This window comes from Brevibacterium aurantiacum, from assembly GCF_003932995.1.
In the GTDB taxonomy this organism is placed as follows: domain Bacteria; phylum Actinomycetota; class Actinomycetes; order Actinomycetales; family Brevibacteriaceae; genus Brevibacterium; species Brevibacterium aurantiacum.
The window spans coordinates 57,488-73,591 of sequence record NZ_CP025333.1 but is presented as its reverse complement, the minus strand read 5'-3'; the positions used below and the strand labels follow the sequence as shown (position 1 = coordinate 73,591).

General features: G+C 65.7%; 14 protein-coding genes. 5 read left to right on the top strand and 9 right to left on the bottom strand.

The window, feature by feature from the left end; genetic code table 11:
- Positions 1-3: 3 nt before the first annotated feature.
- From CXR25_RS00335 to CXR25_RS00320, 4 genes are read right to left on the bottom strand one after another with little or no spacing between them, the layout of a single operon-like run.
- Positions 4-1,137 (bottom strand): ABC transporter permease, encoded by a 1,134-nt coding sequence (locus CXR25_RS00335; RefSeq protein ID WP_125240265.1) that lies wholly within the window; start codon positions 1,135-1,137, stop codon positions 4-6.
- Positions 1,134-2,228, bottom strand: coding sequence for an ABC transporter permease (locus CXR25_RS00330; protein WP_069599143.1), 1,095 nt, complete (start codon positions 2,226-2,228; stop codon positions 1,134-1,136). The genes CXR25_RS00335 and CXR25_RS00330 overlap by 4 nt, the downstream gene beginning before the upstream one ends.
- Positions 2,225-3,766, bottom strand: a complete 1,542-nt coding sequence (locus CXR25_RS00325; RefSeq protein WP_009884724.1) for a sugar ABC transporter ATP-binding protein — start codon at positions 3,764-3,766, stop codon at positions 2,225-2,227. Before CXR25_RS00325 ends, CXR25_RS00330 begins: the two co-directional genes overlap by 4 nt.
- Positions 3,763-4,863, bottom strand: a complete 1,101-nt coding sequence (locus CXR25_RS00320) for a Gfo/Idh/MocA family protein (protein WP_096160189.1) — start codon at positions 4,861-4,863, stop codon at positions 3,763-3,765. Before CXR25_RS00320 ends, CXR25_RS00325 begins: the two co-directional genes overlap by 4 nt.
- A gap of 109 nt (positions 4,864-4,972) precedes the next feature.
- Here CXR25_RS00320 and CXR25_RS00315 point away from each other — a divergent pair, with 109 nt between their 5' ends.
- The 4 genes from CXR25_RS00315 (at position 4,973) to CXR25_RS00300 (ending at position 8,715) form a co-directional block, all read left to right on the top strand.
- Positions 4,973-6,163 (top strand): ROK family transcriptional regulator, encoded by a 1,191-nt coding sequence (locus CXR25_RS00315; protein ID WP_009884722.1) that lies wholly within the window; start codon positions 4,973-4,975, stop codon positions 6,161-6,163.
- A 115-nt stretch (positions 6,164-6,278) separates the two neighbouring features.
- Positions 6,279-7,118, top strand: a complete 840-nt coding sequence (locus CXR25_RS00310; protein WP_009884721.1) for a PhzF family phenazine biosynthesis protein — start codon at positions 6,279-6,281, stop codon at positions 7,116-7,118.
- Positions 7,115-8,197, top strand: coding sequence for a methyltransferase family protein (locus CXR25_RS00305; RefSeq protein ID WP_096146201.1), 1,083 nt, complete (start codon positions 7,115-7,117; stop codon positions 8,195-8,197). The genes CXR25_RS00310 and CXR25_RS00305 overlap by 4 nt, the downstream gene beginning before the upstream one ends.
- Before the next feature lie 86 nt (positions 8,198-8,283).
- Positions 8,284-8,715, top strand: coding sequence for a YdeI/OmpD-associated family protein (locus CXR25_RS00300; protein WP_101582841.1), 432 nt, complete (start codon positions 8,284-8,286; stop codon positions 8,713-8,715).
- Between the two features lie 102 nt (positions 8,716-8,817).
- On the opposite strand, the gene CXR25_RS00295 is transcribed toward CXR25_RS00300, so the two are convergent.
- On the bottom strand, positions 8,818-9,186 hold the full coding sequence (locus tag CXR25_RS00295) for a VOC family protein (RefSeq protein WP_125240264.1): 369 nt from the start codon (positions 9,184-9,186) through the stop codon (positions 8,818-8,820).
- Between the two features lie 73 nt (positions 9,187-9,259).
- Between CXR25_RS00295 and CXR25_RS00290 the strand changes: the two genes are divergently transcribed.
- Positions 9,260-9,748: a MarR family winged helix-turn-helix transcriptional regulator gene (locus CXR25_RS00290; protein WP_096160108.1), complete on the top strand. Its 489-nt coding sequence runs from the start codon at positions 9,260-9,262 to the stop codon at positions 9,746-9,748.
- A 20-nt stretch (positions 9,749-9,768) separates the two neighbouring features.
- Here CXR25_RS00290 and CXR25_RS00285 read toward each other — a convergent pair whose 3' ends face one another.
- The 4 genes from CXR25_RS00285 to CXR25_RS00270 all read right to left on the bottom strand — a co-directional run bounded on the left by CXR25_RS00285 (position 9,769) and on the right by CXR25_RS00270 (position 15,992).
- Positions 9,769-10,236, bottom strand: a complete 468-nt coding sequence (locus CXR25_RS00285) for a VanZ family protein (RefSeq protein ID WP_240517979.1) — start codon at positions 10,234-10,236, stop codon at positions 9,769-9,771.
- A 214-nt stretch (positions 10,237-10,450) separates the two neighbouring features.
- On the bottom strand, positions 10,451-11,536 hold the full coding sequence (locus tag CXR25_RS00280) for an NAD(P)-dependent alcohol dehydrogenase (protein ID WP_096146197.1): 1,086 nt from the start codon (positions 11,534-11,536) through the stop codon (positions 10,451-10,453).
- Positions 11,537-11,701: 165 nt separating this feature from the next.
- Complete coding sequence (locus CXR25_RS00275; RefSeq protein ID WP_114385040.1) at positions 11,702-13,543, bottom strand: bifunctional 3'-5' exonuclease/DNA polymerase; 1,842 nt, start codon at positions 13,541-13,543, stop codon at positions 11,702-11,704.
- A gap of 76 nt (positions 13,544-13,619) precedes the next feature.
- Positions 13,620-15,992, bottom strand: a complete 2,373-nt coding sequence (locus CXR25_RS00270; RefSeq protein WP_125240263.1) for a transketolase-like TK C-terminal-containing protein — start codon at positions 15,990-15,992, stop codon at positions 13,620-13,622.
- Between the last annotated feature and the right edge of the window lie 112 nt (positions 15,993-16,104).

Below are 16,104 nucleotides of genomic sequence, written 5' to 3'. Positions count from 1 at the left end.
TTGTCATTTCCGTGCGGCATCGTCGCCGCCGGTGAGTTGGATCGGCGAAGATGCCTCCGCCGAGGTTGTGCTTGGGTCCCGCGGCTCGGTTGAGCCGGTCGGATCGGTTGGGTCGATCGCCGAGGTGGTCGGTCGTTTGCGCTTCTTCGCGAACACGACACCGGAGTACGCGACTGCCGCGATGATGATGGCTCCCTGGATCGCATCACGCATCGTCGCCGGCACCGAGGTGAAGTTGAGCAGCGTGAACAGGGATTCGAGGGTGAAAGCTCCGATAAGTGCCCCGATGACGGTCCCCCGACCGCCGCCGAGGACGACTCCGCCCAGGACCACTGCCGTGATCGCCGTGAACTCGTAGCCCTGACCGACCGAGGGATGGACGCCGGCATAACCGGCGAGGAGCACCCCGGCCACCGTGGCGGCGAGAGAGGACAGAACGAAGGCCAAAGTCTTCGTCCTCCACACGTTCGCGCCGGCGAAGGACACCGCCTGGGCGTTGTCGCCGATGGCGACCACGGTCCTGCCGAATGGCCTCCGTGAGATCCAGACGGCGAACACGATCGCCGCGATCAGTATGAGGACGGCGTAGGGCAGGAGGCCAAGGACCGGTATCCCCTCGATTCCTCCGCGGCCCAGCTGTCGGAAGGATTCGGCGGGGTTGCCCGTCGCCGCTCCTCCCGTCCACCACATGACCGCCCCGTGGATGACGAGCATCGTGCCGAGGGTGACGATGAATGAGGGGACCTTGAGCAGCGTCGTTGCCAGCCCGTTGACGATGCCGACCACGACGCCGATGACGAGCATGATGATGAGCACCGGCACCGTCTTCGAGTCGTCCTCGCCGATGAGATGGCCCGCGGTCATCACCTGCGCCGTGACCACTGCACCCATCGACAGGTCGAACTCACCGCTGACGATGACGAAGTACTGGCCGATGGCGACGATCGCGACCGGCGAGACCCGCTGAATGAAGCGCATGAGCGCCCCTGGTTCAGCGAAGCTCGGATTGAGGACGACGATGGCGATCAGAATCACGATGAGGAGGACGACCACGGCGCCGCGCGGATCCGCGATTCGCTCGATCAGTCGACGAAGTCCCCCATCGCCGAGGTGGGTCTCGGGAGTTCTCGAATTCATCCCAGGCTCCCTTCCTGGTCGCTTCGCGCGCCGGTTTCCCGTGGACCGCCGATCGCCGCCGAAGCGGACTCCGGAGCGGGTTCGGACCCTGCCGCGATATTGGGCCCCGTGGGCACATCAGCGAAGCGGATTCTGCGGGCGATGACTCTGCGGCGAGCATAGAGCGCCACGGCGATGATGATGACGAGTCCGCGGATGACGTCCTTGAGGAAGGGGTTGAACTGCATGACGCTCATGAGATTATCGAGGACGGCGAAGATGGCGACGCCGCCGATGGTGCCCCAGATCGAGCCGCGTCCGCCCATGAGAACCGTTCCGCCGAGGACGACTGCCGCGATCGAGAGCAGGTCGTAGCTGCCCTGTGAGCCGACGGTCGGGCTGCCCACACCCAGGCGGCTGGCCAGCAGCAGACCCGCCAGTCCCGCGAATACGGAGCTGCCGATATGGGCGCCGATGAGAGGCAGACGCTGCCGGACACCGGAGAGTCGAGCGACCTCCGAGTTGCCGCCCACAGCGAAGAGATGATGCCCGAAACTGGTTCTGACCAGGATGAATGCCACCAGCCCGGCCAAGGCGAGCATGACGATCGTCGAGATCGGCACGGGGCCCACGCCGGTGGCGCCGAAGAGTTGGAAGGACCAGGGAACGCTGCCTTCGGTGCCCTGGTAGTTCGTATCCAGATATCCCTTGAGCATGAGTCCGACCCCAAGGGTCGCAACGAATCCGTGAACTCCGAGGACGGTGACGATGAGACCGTTGGCCAGACCGATGCAGGCCGTGACCACGAGCGTCAGCAGCACCGCGGGCAGCACCATCGCATCGCTGCCGTTCATCGTCTGCGCCGCGATCAGACTGGCCAGGCTCATCACATAGGGAACCGAGAGATCCAGGGAGGCGCCGAGGATCACCAGGGTCTGTCCGATGGCGACGAATCCCAACACGCTCATCCCGGTGAGAATGTCGCGGATGTTGCCGGGGCTGAAGAAGTTGCGACCGGTCGTGGCGACGAGCACGGCACCGATGATGAGCACGCCGACGAGCGCGAGGTAGACAAGGGCCGTCGTATCGAGGCGACGCAGCTGTGTCCTCATCGCTCCCCCACCTTCCGCCCATCGTCATCAACCAGCCCATCGTCACTGACCACCTGGGCCTCGGTTCCCGTGGCCAGGGCCAGCACCTCTTCCTCGGTCGAACTCGGGGGAAGCTCCCCGGCGATGCGACCATCTGCCATGACAAGAACCCGATCAGACATGCCCAGCACCTCGGGAAGCTCACTGGAGACGAGAAGGATCGCGACACCTCGGCGAGCGAGACTGCGGATCAGACGGTAGACGGCGACCTTGGCGCCGACGTCGATTCCTCGAGTCGGCTCATCGAGCAGCACCACGCGTGGCGAGGTGGCCAGCCACTTGGCCAGCACGACCTTCTGCTGGTTGCCTCCCGACAGAGCCCTGACCTCCTGATCCGCACCGCGGCTGATCACCTCGAGGGATTCGAGGATCCCGGGGATCTTCGCACGCATCCCGGAGGTGCGGGAGGGGAAGACTGCGCGGATCGCCAGCAGTGCATTATCGAGAATGGATTGGGAGAGCACGAGGCCAGTGCCCTTGCGGTCCTCTGTGACCAGAGCCAGACCGCGCCGGACACCTTGCCTGGCGGTGGCGATGCGCACTGCCTCACCGTCGAGGCGCACCTGGCCACGAGTGAAGGGCTCGGCGCCGAAGATCGCGGACAGCAGCTCCGAGCGGCCGGATCCCTGCAGTCCCGCGAGTCCGAGGATCTCACCGGCACGAAGGTCGAGGGTGATGTCATCGAGCTGCTCGTTTCCTCCCTCGCTCACCGAAAGCACGGTGTCACCGATCTGCGTTCCCGTCTCAGCCTCAGGGAAGAACGTGCTGATGGGCCTACCGACCATGGCGCGCACGAGACCTGCCTGATCCATCTCCGCCGTCGGCTGACTGGTGACGAGGGCGCCGTCCTTCATCACGGTGATCGTGTCGCAGAGATCGAAGACCTCCTGCAGCCTGTGTGAGACGTAGATGATCGCCACGCCCTTGGACTTCAGGGTCGCGATGACCCGGTAGAGAACAGCAACCTCATTGTCCGACAGCGCCGCGGTGGGTTCGTCCATGGAGATCACCCGGGCATCGACGGAGAGTGCCTTGATGATCTCGACGATCTGCTGTTCGGCCACGGTCAGCCAGCCGACCTTCGCATCGGGCGTGATGCCCTCCACGTCGAGGTCATCGAGCAGGGTCTGCGTCTTGGCTCGCATCGTGGCCACATCGACGAGACCACGGCGTCGGGGTTCCCTGCCTAAGAACACGTTCTGCGCCACGGTGCGGTCGGGCAGCAGATTGAATTCCTGGAAGACCGTGGCCACCCCTGCCCTCCCGGCCTCGACCGGATGGGAGAAGTCGACGACCTGCCCATCGATGCGTACCTCGCCGCCATCTCTGCGGTGGACGCCGGCGATGATCTTCATCAGGGTGGACTTTCCGGCCCCGTTCTCTCCGACGAGGCCGTGGACCGTGCCAGCGTACACCTCGAGCGAGATGTCGTGCAGGACTTCGACTCCGAAGAACTGCTTGCGGATCCCTGTGGCGCTGAGCACCGCTGCCTGGGTCATCGCGCTTCGACCTCGACCCAGGAACGTTCAGCCGCTGATTTGAGTACGGCTTCAGTCACGAGCGCCGCGCGCACACCGTCGTCGAGAGTCGGCACGCCCTCGCGCACCTCACCGGCGAAGACAGCGTAGGAGTCGGCGATGAACGCGTTGAACGCGTCCTGATAACCCTGCGGATGACCGGGCGGAACCGTGCACAGCCGAGCGGCGTCGGGAGACAGCGCGTCCGGGTCACGATCGAGGAGCTGACTGCCCACGCGGCGACCGACCCACAGCTGCTCCGGCTGCTCCTGGGCGAACCGCAGGCTCTCCTTCGAACCGCCGACCTCGATGACGAGTCGATTCTTGCGTCCCGGTGCGAGCTGGGAGATCAGGATCGATCCGATGCCGCCGCCGCTGAGCTCGACCGTCATCGCAACGGTGTCCTCGGTGGTCACCTCGGCACCGCCTCGGCGAGGGTGAACGGTTCTCGTCGTCGCGACCACGGACATGATGTGTTCGCCGGTGATGAATTCGATGAGGTCGACGAGGTGGGAGCCGATGTCGGCGAAGGCTCGGGAGGGTCCTCCGGAGCTGGCATCGACGCGCCAGTTCTCGTCCTCGGCGCTCAGCAGCCAGTCCTGGAGGTAGCTGGCGTCGACGGTCAGCAGTGTTCCGGCGTCTCCTCGGCGAATTCGGGCGCGGGCCTCGCGGACCATCGGATGATAGCGGTAGACGAACGGAACGGTTCCGCCCAATCCGAGTGATTTCGCCCGGTCGCGGATCGCGGCCGCAGCGGAGGCATCGGTGGCCAGGGGCTTCTCGCAGATGATGTTCGAGCCCGCGTCCAGGGCGCGCAGCGAGTGTTCGGCGTGGGTGCTGTTCGGGGTGCAGACGTGGACGACATCGAGATCGTGGTCGAAGAGATCCTCGCCGTTCGCGGCCGCCTCGTAACCGAGTTCAGCTGCGGCTCTTCGACTGCCGGCTGCGCTCGAGGTCGCGATCACGCGAAGCTGAGCTCCGGCGGCGCGGGCGGCCCGAGTGTGCGTGCGGGCCATGAAGCCACCACCCACCATCCCGATTCGAGGTGGAGGGGCGAAGGTCTGGGCAACGGTGTCCATGACCCATTCTGATGTCGGCTTCACCACTTTTGTCAAGTACTTTTTAAAAGTCTGTAGTCAATCGTCACCTTCTGATAATCCCCTTTACCGAATGTGCTTTACTGAGGGAATGAGCCAGGTGACCGTTTCGCACGCCCTCGATCTGTCGCATGCCGGCGGGCTGTTCCAGCTGCTGCGCGACGGACTGCCGCGAACTCGGGCCGATCTGGCGAAGTCGACCGGCCTCTCACGTCCCACCATCGCGCAGAGGATCGACCAGCTCCTGGGCCTCGGACTCATCACTCCCGTCAGTGACGCCGCCTCGACCGGTGGTCGGCCCAGCTCGCAGTTCGCGTTCAATCCCCAGGCCAGGGTCGTCGTCGCCGCGGACTTCGGCGCCTCTCACGCCCGCCTGGCCGTGACGGACCTGACCGGCACCGTCCTGGCGGAGCTCGGCGAGGAACGCGAGATCTCCGACGGCCCAGTCAGTGCCATCGAGTGGCTGAGATCTTCGGCCCTGTCCCTGCTCACCGAAGCCGATCGCAGTGCCGACGACGTGGTCGGGGTGGGCATCGGCCTGCCCGGACCGGTCGAGTTCTCCACCGGGCGCCCGATCAATCCGCCGATCATGCCCGGCTGGGATCGCTTCGATCTGCCCGGTGCCCTCAAGCAGACCTTCTCCGCCCCGGTTCTCGTCGACAACGACGTCAACATCATGGCCCTCGGCGAGCAGACCTCTGCCTGGCCGGAGACCACGGATCTCATCTTCGTCAAGGTTGCCACGGGAATCGGCGCCGGCATCATCTCCGGCGGCTCGCTGCGTCGCGGCTCGCATGGCGCCGCGGGCGACATCGGCCACGTCGCCCTGCCCCGGGCCGCGGGCATTCCCTGCGCCTGCGGCAATCGCGGGTGCCTGGAGGCTGTGGCCTCCGGCAGATCGATCGCCCGCGAACTCTCCCGGGCCGGGCTCGAGGCCAGAACGCCCGGCGATGTGATCCGGCTCGTCAAGGCCGGTGACCTGCAGGCGATACAGGCCGTCCGCCAAGCCGGCCGAGACCTCGGTGAGGTGCTGACCACGTGCGTGAGTCTCATGAATCCTTCGCTCATCCTCATCGGCGGCGCCATGGCGCAGGCGGCAGAGCACCTCGTCGCCGGCGTCCGAGAGGTCGTCTACGCACGGTCGATCCCGCTTTCGACCGAACATCTCACGATCGCGCCATCGAATGCGGCGGGCAATGCCGCCATCCTGGGAGCGGCTCATCTGGCCATCGACGCGGCACTGTCACCCGAACGCATCGCCGCCGCCCTGTCCCGGCAGTGAGGAACGTCCCACACGCCCTTAGCGTCCCAGGTGACTGATCTGCGAGCTCGCACCATTATCATAGGAAGTGCGCACCCCCAAACAGCGGCGCCCTTTCTATGAAGGAGTCCCCCACTTGCCCCATAATCGAGCATTCGCCCAAGTCGACGTCTTCTCCGCGGATCCCTACCGCGGCAACCCCGTCGCGGTCATCCTCGACGCCGAGGGACTGAGCGAGACCGACATGGCCCGGATCGCGAACTGGACGAACCTGTCCGAGACGACGTTCGTCCTCCCTCCGACGAATCCCGACGCCGACTACCGCCTGCGGATCTTCACCCCCGCCCGCGAACTCCCCTTCGCCGGCCACCCCACCCTCGGATCGGCGGCGGCCTGGCTGGAAGCCGGAGGCGTCCCTCGCAACGAGGGGACCATCGTCCAGGAGTGCGGGCTCGGACTCGTCACCCTGCGCCGAGGTGACCAGACCCTGTCCTTCGCCGCTCCCGAACCGATCCGCTCCGGTGACCTCGACGAAGACTTCGTCGAGCAGATCGCCGCCGCCCTCCACGTCGAGCGCACCGAGATCCTCGGTCACCAATGGGTCGACAACGGCCCCGGCTGGGCCGCAGTCAGACTCGCGAGCGCGCAGCAGGTCCTCGACCTCGAGCCCGACTTCTCGCAGATCCCCGACACCAAGCTCGGCGTCCTCGGCCCACACCCCGACGACAGCGCCCACGAGTATGAGATCCGGGCGTTCGTCCCCGGCACGGCCATCGGCGAGGATCCCGTGACGGGCAGCCTCAATGCCTCGGTCGCGCAGTGGCTCATCAAATCCGGCCTGGCCCCGGAAAAGTACACCGCCACTCAGGGCACAGCGCTGGGACGAGCCGGAGTCATCTCGATCTCCCACGAGGACGATGAGGTCTGGGTCGGCGGACCCACGACCGTATGCTTCAAAGGGACGGCATTCGCATGAGCCAAACAGAGAAGAAGCCGGTCACCGGGATCAGGCACAACAAGCGCAATGCCCCGGACAAGCCCCTGCGGATCTTCCACGGCCGCATCTACTTCGCCCTGCAGGCTCTCGCCGGGGCTGCCTGGTGGCTCGGGATCATCAATCTTCCGGGACTGCGCGATGCGACGCTCGGCGGCCTCAATCCGCTGCTCGTCTCCGCCATCCACATCCCGCTCTTCGTCATCGGCTCCGCCCTGGCAGCACTCAACTTCCGGTGGGCCGTGTGGGGAGCCGTCGCCTGGACCACCCTCGTCGCCGTCTTCATGGTCATCTACGCCACCGTCACCACCGAGGGTGGGCTGGGCGCCGTCCTCATGGTGTTGGCCACGGTCGGCAGCCTCATCGCCGGGACACTCATGATCCTCGGCAGGATCCCGTCCGAGCGTCTCGTCACCGGCCCGTTCGCCTTCCGCAGCTCTCACACACGCGTGAGGTCGCAGCTCCTGATCAGAACCACGATCCAGATCATGGTCTTCTGGGGAGTCTTCCTCATCGTCATTCCTGCGATCATCAATGCGTTCGAGGAACGCTGGGACCTGTCCGTGAAGTTCCCGATCCTCGTGATCGTCGCCGGCTTCGCCCTTCTCGCCTTCGGCACCGTCCTCGGCGTGTGGTCCGCACGGGCGATCGCGAACTTCGGTTCCGGTACTCCGCTGCCTTCCGCGATGGCCCACCATTTCGTCCAGCGGGGACCCTACGCCTTCGTGCGCAATCCGATGGCCATCGCCGGCATCGTCCAGGGCGTGGCGATCGGACTCTTCATCGGTTCGTGGTTGGTCATCGTCTACGCCATCGTCGGTTCGCTGCTGTGGAACTGGCTGATCCGTCCGCACGAGGAGGCCGACCTGCGTCAGCGCTTCGGCGCCGAGTACGACGAGTACGCCGCTCGAGTCTCCTGCTGGATTCCGACGTTCTCACAGTCCGACGAGGACTATGACGATGAGGATCGCGACGAGAACGAGGATGAGGCCGCGGTCGCTGAGGGTCGCGCCGACGATGCCAACGCCGACGGAGCCCGCGCCAAGCGCGACAACTCCTAGAGCTCGTGCCCGGCCCGGCCAGGACCGGAGTAAGATTCGGCCATGACCGGAGTAGGATTCGGCCAGGACCGGAGTAGGATTCGGCCATGGTCACCTTCAGCACAACTCTCCTGCAGCTGGGCAACAACGTCGGCATCGAGGTGCCCGAGGACATCGTGCTCGGCTTCGGAGTCGGCAAGCGGGTCCCGGTCATCGTCACGATCGCCGGGTACTCCTACCCCTCGACCACTGCGGTGATGGGTGGGAAGCTCCTGCTGCCGTTGGCCAAAGAGCATCGCGAGGCGAGCGGTGTCTCCGGCGGCGAGACTCATGAAGTCACGCTGACCCACGACACCTCGTCCCGCGAGACTCCGGTTCCCGATGACCTCGCCGAGGCGCTCGGCACTGCCGGTGTCCGTGAGGTCTTCGATGGGCTGGCTCCGTCGAAGCGCAAGGAGCATGTGCGGCAGGTCGAATCGGCCAAGGCCGAGGCCACACGGGAGCGTCGGATCGCGAAGATCGTCGACTCTCTGGGGTGAACACCCTGAGACGCGTGAACACCCCGACCTGCGTGTACATCCACCACTGACCGATCGACACTCCCGAGTCTGTCCGGCCTCGAAATGTCCTGCCTCGCAGACTCAGCCCGCGTCGTGCATCGTCACCGCATAGCCATCGGGATCGACGAAGGTGAACGTCAGGCCGAAGGGACTCGGCGCTGGTCCCCGCAGAATCTCCACACCGGTCTCGACGAGGCTGTCGTGCAGCGCCTGTGAGTCATCGCAGTTGAACCACAGCGCCACCCCGGTGCCGGGACGATCGATGGAGTCGAGATCGACGTCGGGCAATGGCTCACGCACGGCGAACGGTATCGGCGATGTCGCGAAGACCACCGCTCCGGGTGGCCCCGCAGGCGCCCGCGGCAGCCCGATCGTCTGCTCGTAGAATTCGGCCGACTTCTCCAGGTCTCGCACCTGCAGTGCGAGGAAATCCGGTCCTGTCACAGTCATGATCGTTCCCATCTCTTGCCATTCAGTTGCATGTCAGTGTTCTGACATAACCAATGTATGTCAGAATACTTACATGAGTCAAGAGATGCAGTCGCAGCAGTCCCAATCACCCCAGGCGCTGGAGGCGATGATCGGATATCAGCTCAAGCACCTGCAGTCGGTGCTGCGCTCACGCATGGACGAGACGCTACGGCCCCTGGGACTCTCAACGCCGCAGTACGCCTGCCTCGAACTGCTGCGCCGAGCCCCGGGCGCATCGAACTCGGAACTTGCTCGCGGCGCCTTCGTCACGCGACAGACGATGAATACGCTGCTGAAGGGCCTGCAGGATCGTGGCCTGGTGACGAGAGCAACGAAGGCCGAAACCGGCAGAGCTCTGCCGACGACCCTGACCGCGGAGGGAGGCAAGGCCCTCGATCAGGCGGTCGAACGAGTTGAACGGATCTCGGCACTCATGGTCTCTTCGCTCGATGAGGAACTGAAGGGCCACCTCGGCGAGGCTCTCGATCTGTGCATCGGAGCCCTCGAGAGCGAGGACACGAGAAGCCCACACGAGGGCTGAGGTCGTCGAGGTGATCGTCCTCAGCGTACGACGCGCTCGACCTCTTCCGGTTCGTCACGCTCGGGCAGCAGAACCATGATGAGAAGGGCGAGGACGGCACCGATCCCGGCTCCGAGCGTGTTCGTGATGAGATCGCTGATCGTACCGAAGCGGGTCGGCGAGAGCAGGGTCACCTGGGCTCCCTCGATCAGGCAGGTGAAGGCCGCGCCCGCCGCCCAGCCGACCCACCAGCGCCTACGCCCCATATGCAGGGCGAGCAGGAACCCGAACGGGACGAACATGGCGACGTTCGCCAGCTTCTCGACGAGCGTATAGGTCAGCCATGACGTCACCTGATGATCGGCGAAGAACTGGAGCAGCCTGCCGATCGGACCTTCTGGGCTGACGTCGAGCTGGTAAGGAGTCAGCGTCATGAAGCCGATGAAGACGGTGTAGAGGATCAGCAGCACCAGGGGCATATCGCCCATTCGTCTCTGCCCACTCGTCATGCGATTCAGACTACCGCCGATGCCCCACGACGGCGCCCGGATTGCGGTATCCCGCAACCCGGCTCATAAGCCGTTCAGCTCGCAAATCGAGCACACGACTGCCGATCGAACCCATGACGAGGGGCCGCCTCGCTGCTTCAGCGAAACGGCCCCTGAACCTCACCAGACGGTCACATAGATCGTCGGTCAGTCCGGCTGTCGGTCAGTCCGACTCTCAAACGAGAGCGGTCACCTCGGCGCCTTCGAATGTGGCGGTGTCGATGACGGCACGGAAGTACACGTCACCGGCGACGACGCGATCGTAGGTCTCATCCGCCTTGTCGATGCTCACGGTCTCGATCTTCGCTGCGATGTCGTGCTTCGCGCAGAAGTCGAGCATCTCCTGGGTCTCGGCGATGCCGCCGATCATCGACCCGGCCAGCACTTTGGCGCCGCCGATCACGGAGGCGAAGGACAGCGGCTGCTTCTCCGGAGGCATACCGACGACGGTCATGACCCCGCGAGGCTTGAGCAGGCTCAGGTACTTGTCGACGGGAATGTCGGCGCTGATCGTGTTGAGGATGAGGTCGAACTCTCCGCGGTGGTCACTGAAGAAGTCATCCTCAGTTGTCGCGAGCATCTGCTTCGCGCCGAGCTCGAGTGCTGCCTTCTCCTTGTTCAGGGTGCGGGAAAGGACGGTGACGTCGGCGCCCATGGCGACGGCGATCTGGACGCCCATGTGGCCGAGTCCGCCGAGTCCCAGAATGGCGACCTTCTTGGGTGCGCCGTCCTTGGTCTCGCCTGCGCCCCAGCGGTTGAGTGGTGCGTAGGTGGTGATGCCGGCGCAGAGCAGCGGGGCCGCGACATCGAAGTCGAGAGCGTCGGGGATACGGCAGACAAAGCGTTCGTTGACGACGACTTTCTCGGCGTAGCCGCCCTGTGTGATGGTGTCGTCGACGTCGGTGGAGTTGTAGGTGCCGACCTGGCCGTTGAGGCAGTTCTGCTCCTGCCCAGCCCGGCATTCCTCGCACTCTCCACACGAGTTGACCATGCAGCCCACGCCCACGCGGTCGCCGACCTTCCAGTCGGTGACATCGGAACCGACGGCCTCGACGACGCCGGCGATCTCGTGGCCGACGGTCAGGGGGAAGTGCGCCTCGCCCCATTCGTTGCGGATGGTGTGGATGTCGCTGTGGCAGATTCCGGCGGCCTTGATGTCGATGACCACGTCATCGGGCCTGGGGTCGCGGCGTTCGATGTTGGCAACCTTGAACGGCTGGTCGGGGCCGGTCTTCTGCAGTGCCTTGACGGTGAAAGTCATGAAAACTCCTCTGTGCGGTGACGACTCCGGATGCTGCGGCGGCTCTGTTTCGGGGCCGCCGACACCTTACATGCAGCACTGATTATCTGTCGCCTATTCCGGGCCCTCCCGTGATCTCTGCAACAGACGATCGTTCAGGACCAGTCGCAGCCCCGTCGCCGCCCCCTAGTCCTTGGCTGCCCGCTCGGAGATCGTGAGGTCGAGAGGGAAGTCCACGGGCGCATTGCCGAATAGGAGTGTCCCCGCCGAGGCGGCCGCTTCCCTGATCGCCTCCGCTGCGGCTTCGGCGTGCTGGGCCGGCGCGTGCACGATGACCTCATCGTGGAGGAAGAACACCAGGTGAGCGCGTCGGGAGAACACCGGACCCGAGGCATCGGCGACGTGCCCCATCGTCTCCCCCGCCGAGGTGGTTCCCCCATCACCATCAACCGCCGAGGTTGTCCCCGGGTTCCCGTCATCGATGGCCGGCAACTGTGACAGCCGCAGTCTCAGGTCGGCCAGCCAGGCCAGGGCCCATTCGGCCGCGGTTCCCTGGACGACGAAGTTGCGGGTGAAGCGTCCCTGGTCACCGGCGGCGCGACGGGCCCGGTTCTCATCGGCAGGCGTGGCGTCGAACTGGTTCGCCGCCGACTGAACGCGGCGCCACCCTTCACCTGGCACCGGTGAGGTTCGGCCCAGCCAAGTGGACACGACCCCTCCGGCGGCCCCCACCTCGGCGGCGGAATCAACCAAGCCCATGGCGGCGGGAAAACTGGTGCGCAGTCGCGGCACGAGCCTGCCGCTGTCACCGGTCGTGGACCCGTACATGGCGCCGAGCACGGCGATCTTCGCCTCCTGCCTGGTCGCGACGATGCCTTCGTCGACAAGACCCGAGTACAGGTCGCGACCTCGGCCAGCTTCGGCCATGGCCCGGTCCCCCGACATGGCGGCGAGCGCCCGCGGCTCCAGCTGGGCGACATCGGCCGAGATCAGCCGCCATCCGGGGTCGGCGCGCAGGGCGGGTCGCAGTTGGCGAGGAATCTGAAGTGCACCACCGCCGCTGGCCGCCCAGCGCCCGGTGACGACTCCCCCGGGAACATAGACGGGACGGTAGCGGCCCTCGCTGACCCATTCGTCGAGCCACGCCCACCCGTTGGCGGAGAGCAGACGGGACTGCTTCTTGTACTCCAGCAGGGGCGCGATCGCCGCGTGGTTGCTCTCCTGCAGCTCCCATTTCGAGGTCGAGGCGACGTTGATTCCGGCCGCGTGCAGGGAATGGAGGAGTTTGACGTGGGAGTCGAGATTGGCTCGCGGGTCACCGAGGGCGGCCCGCACCTGCTCGGCCACGGCGAGCATCTTGGCAGGCTTCGCGTCCCGTGCAGGACGGGGCCCGAGTTCCTCGGCGAGGATCCGATCGTGCTCGGCGATGTCCCAGGGCACCCCGGCGGCCTGCATCTCTGCGGCCACGAGTCCACCGGCTGATTCTGCCGCGAGCAGCAGACGCAGCCGGCCGGGATCGGAGGCAGTCTGCAGGGCGGTGGACTGACGTGCGAATTCGGCGAGCGCGGACTCGATGTCGTGCGGGACCGTTTTGATGTGGCTGCGTCGTTCGGTGACCTCGAAGAGCGCCTCCGCCTCGGGTGCGGTCGGTGCGCTCACCGGGCCCGCGTCCCATTCTTCGGCGCTTGCGACGGCGTTTCGGTCGGCCACGAGTTCCGAGCGCATGAGGATCGCGTGGGTCAGCCGCAGGTCATAGCAGCGCTCGATCTGCACGCCGGCAACCAGCAGGGCCGGGTACCAGTTGGGAGTGTCACTGAAGACCCACCTCGGCCGGCCCTGTGCTTCCCGTTCGCGGACGAACGTGGGCAGCTCATCCGCGCCGAGGTGGTGGTTGCCGATCCGCTGTCTGGCGTCGTCGAGGTCGACGACGGCGATCATCGAACCCATGCCGCGAACGCCGCCGAGGGCGCTGTCGGGAGCACGCCCGATCACGCACCACGCAGGCACGGCAGCGCTTGGGTTGGTCATACCTCAACACTACTGCGAGGGGCGGACGTGGCTGTGCTCCCCCGAGTCTCTCCCCGCGAGGAGTCGACGAGAGGCCCTAGCTCCGGCTCGCGTCGAGGGCCGCTCGTACGATCGAGTCGACATCGATCCCGTGATAGCGGTAGACGTCGTCGATATCGCCGGACTGACCGAAACTGCTCACCCCGAGCGCGACATGGTCGACCTTGTTGATCGTGGCGAGGAACGACAGCGTGTGCGGGTGGCCGTCGAGGAGGGTGACCATCGGCACGGCGCGCTCGGCGGGGAACACCTGGTCGAGGATCCACTCGGATCCCGGACCGGCAGCAGAGACACCAGCTCCTGCACCAGGCGAGCGATTCCCCTGCGCAGCCCGCAGCGCCCGATAGAGCAGACCGGGGCTGGTCACGCACACGACATCGGCGTCGATGCCCATTGCTTCGAGGCGGTCTGCTGCGGCCAGGGTCTCTGTCATCATGGCACCCATACCCACGAGCTGGACTCGCGGCTGCTTCGTCGCCCGCAGCCGGAATCCTCCGGCGATGACCTGCTCCCGACGACGCCGACGCGCCACCGGATCGCTCGGCACCTCGGCCAGGGACTGGTCGACCGCCCGGGTCGACAGGCGCAGGTAGGCCGATTCACCATCAGGCCTGCCCAAGCGCGTGATGGAGTGGAGCAGGGTCCACTCGACGTCCTGGGCGAACGCGGGCTCATAGGTCACCAGACCCGGCACCTCCATGCCCGTCGAGGGGGTCGTGATCGACTGATGCGCACCGCCTTCGGGTGCCAGCGTGACCCCGGACGGAGTGCCGACGAGGATCGACTGTCCACCCGCATACATGCCGAAGGTCCACGGCTCGAGGGCACGGTTGACGAAGGGGTCGTACATCACGCCGATCGGGAAGAGCGGCTCTCCCCACCGGCTCCAGGTCGCACCGAGCTCCCCGAGCAGACCGACCAGGTTCGTCTCGGCGATGCCCAGTTCCATGTGCTGGCCCTGTTCCGATTCGTTCCACTGCAGGATCGTCTCGGCGTCATCGGCGAACCAGTTGCGGCCGGCTTCGGAACTCCACACCCCGACCTTGTTGACCCATCCGCCGAGGTTGGTCGTCGATGACACATCGGGACTGACCGTGACCACCCGGCGGGCCGTCTCCGGTGACTGCCGACTCAGGTCCATGAGAACGCGGCCCAGCGCGGCCTGCGACGAGGAGGTGCCCTTGTGCGCCCGCTCGAGATCACGCGGCAGCTCGCTCTCGGCAGCACGAGGGAACTCCGGTCGCGCCAGCCGCTTCGCACTCGCCTCGATGATCTCTCCGGCGGCAGAATCGTGGTCGAACCTGGTCCACGGTGCCTGTGTGTCCTGGCCGCTGCGCCGGGCCAAAGCACCGTATTCCTCATCGCTGATGAGCGCGGAGTGGTTCTGCGGGTGGCCGGAGCTCGGCAGACCGAACCCCTTGATCGTGTACGCAATGATGGCCGTCGGCTTCGAATCGTCGATCCGCGCGAAGGCGTCGAGGAGCGCGGGAATGTCATGGCCGCCGAGGTTTCTGATCGCATCCGTCAATGTGGTGTCATCGAGGCTGCCCACCAGATCCCGCAGGGCCTGGGCGTCCTCCCCCTCACCGGGCAATCGCTCGCGCAGCTCGGCGGCGGTGCATCGCAGCAGACGCTGGTATTCGGGGTTCGACATCGTCAGGATCCGCTGTCTCAGCTCAGGACCACAGGGTCGGGCGAAGAGTTCGTCGAGCAGGCGTCCGAACTTCACGGTGATCACCTGCCAGCCGGCGGCGTCGAACATCGCTTCGATGCGCCCGGCGGCGATATCGGGGATCACGCGGTCCAGTGACTGGCGGTTGAGGTCGACGATCCAGACGATTTCGCCGAGGTGTTTGACGTCGGGGTCAATGACGGCCTCCCACACGGCACCCTCGTCGAGTTCCGCGTCTCCAACCAGGGAGTACTGTCGCCCGAGGCCGATGGGTTTCAGCGTCGAATCGACGTAGCGTCGGGCGATCGAGCCCCAGATGGGTGCCGTGGCTCCGATGCCGACGGAACCGGTGGAGTAGTCGGCTGGAACCGGGTCCTTGGTGCGACTCGGGTAGCTCTGCAGACCGCCGAAGGCCCGCAAGGAGGTCATGTCTGCTTCGTCGAGTTCACCGCAGAGGTAGTTGATGGCGTGCCAGACGGGGCTGGCATGCGGTTTGATGCTCACCCGGTCTTCGGCGCGCAGTTCGTGGAACCACAGTGCGGTCATAATCGTGGCGATCGAGGCGCATGAGGCCTGGTGTCCGCCGACCTTGAGCCCGCTGCGGTTGGGACGCACGCGATTGGCATGGTGGATGATCGAGGTCGACAGCCACAGAATCCGATCGTGGATCTCATCGAGGGTCTCGAACGTCGAGGCTTCTGAGGCGGTGTTGATGTCTGTGTCTGTATCGATGGTCACGGTTGTCCTCCCGAGGTGTGCGCGCATGCATTGTGCCCGCAGATCCGAATTCGCGGCAGGTGTCCTGAACCGGTTGGCTCAGGAGACCTGCCGCCGCAGGACGGGATCGTCC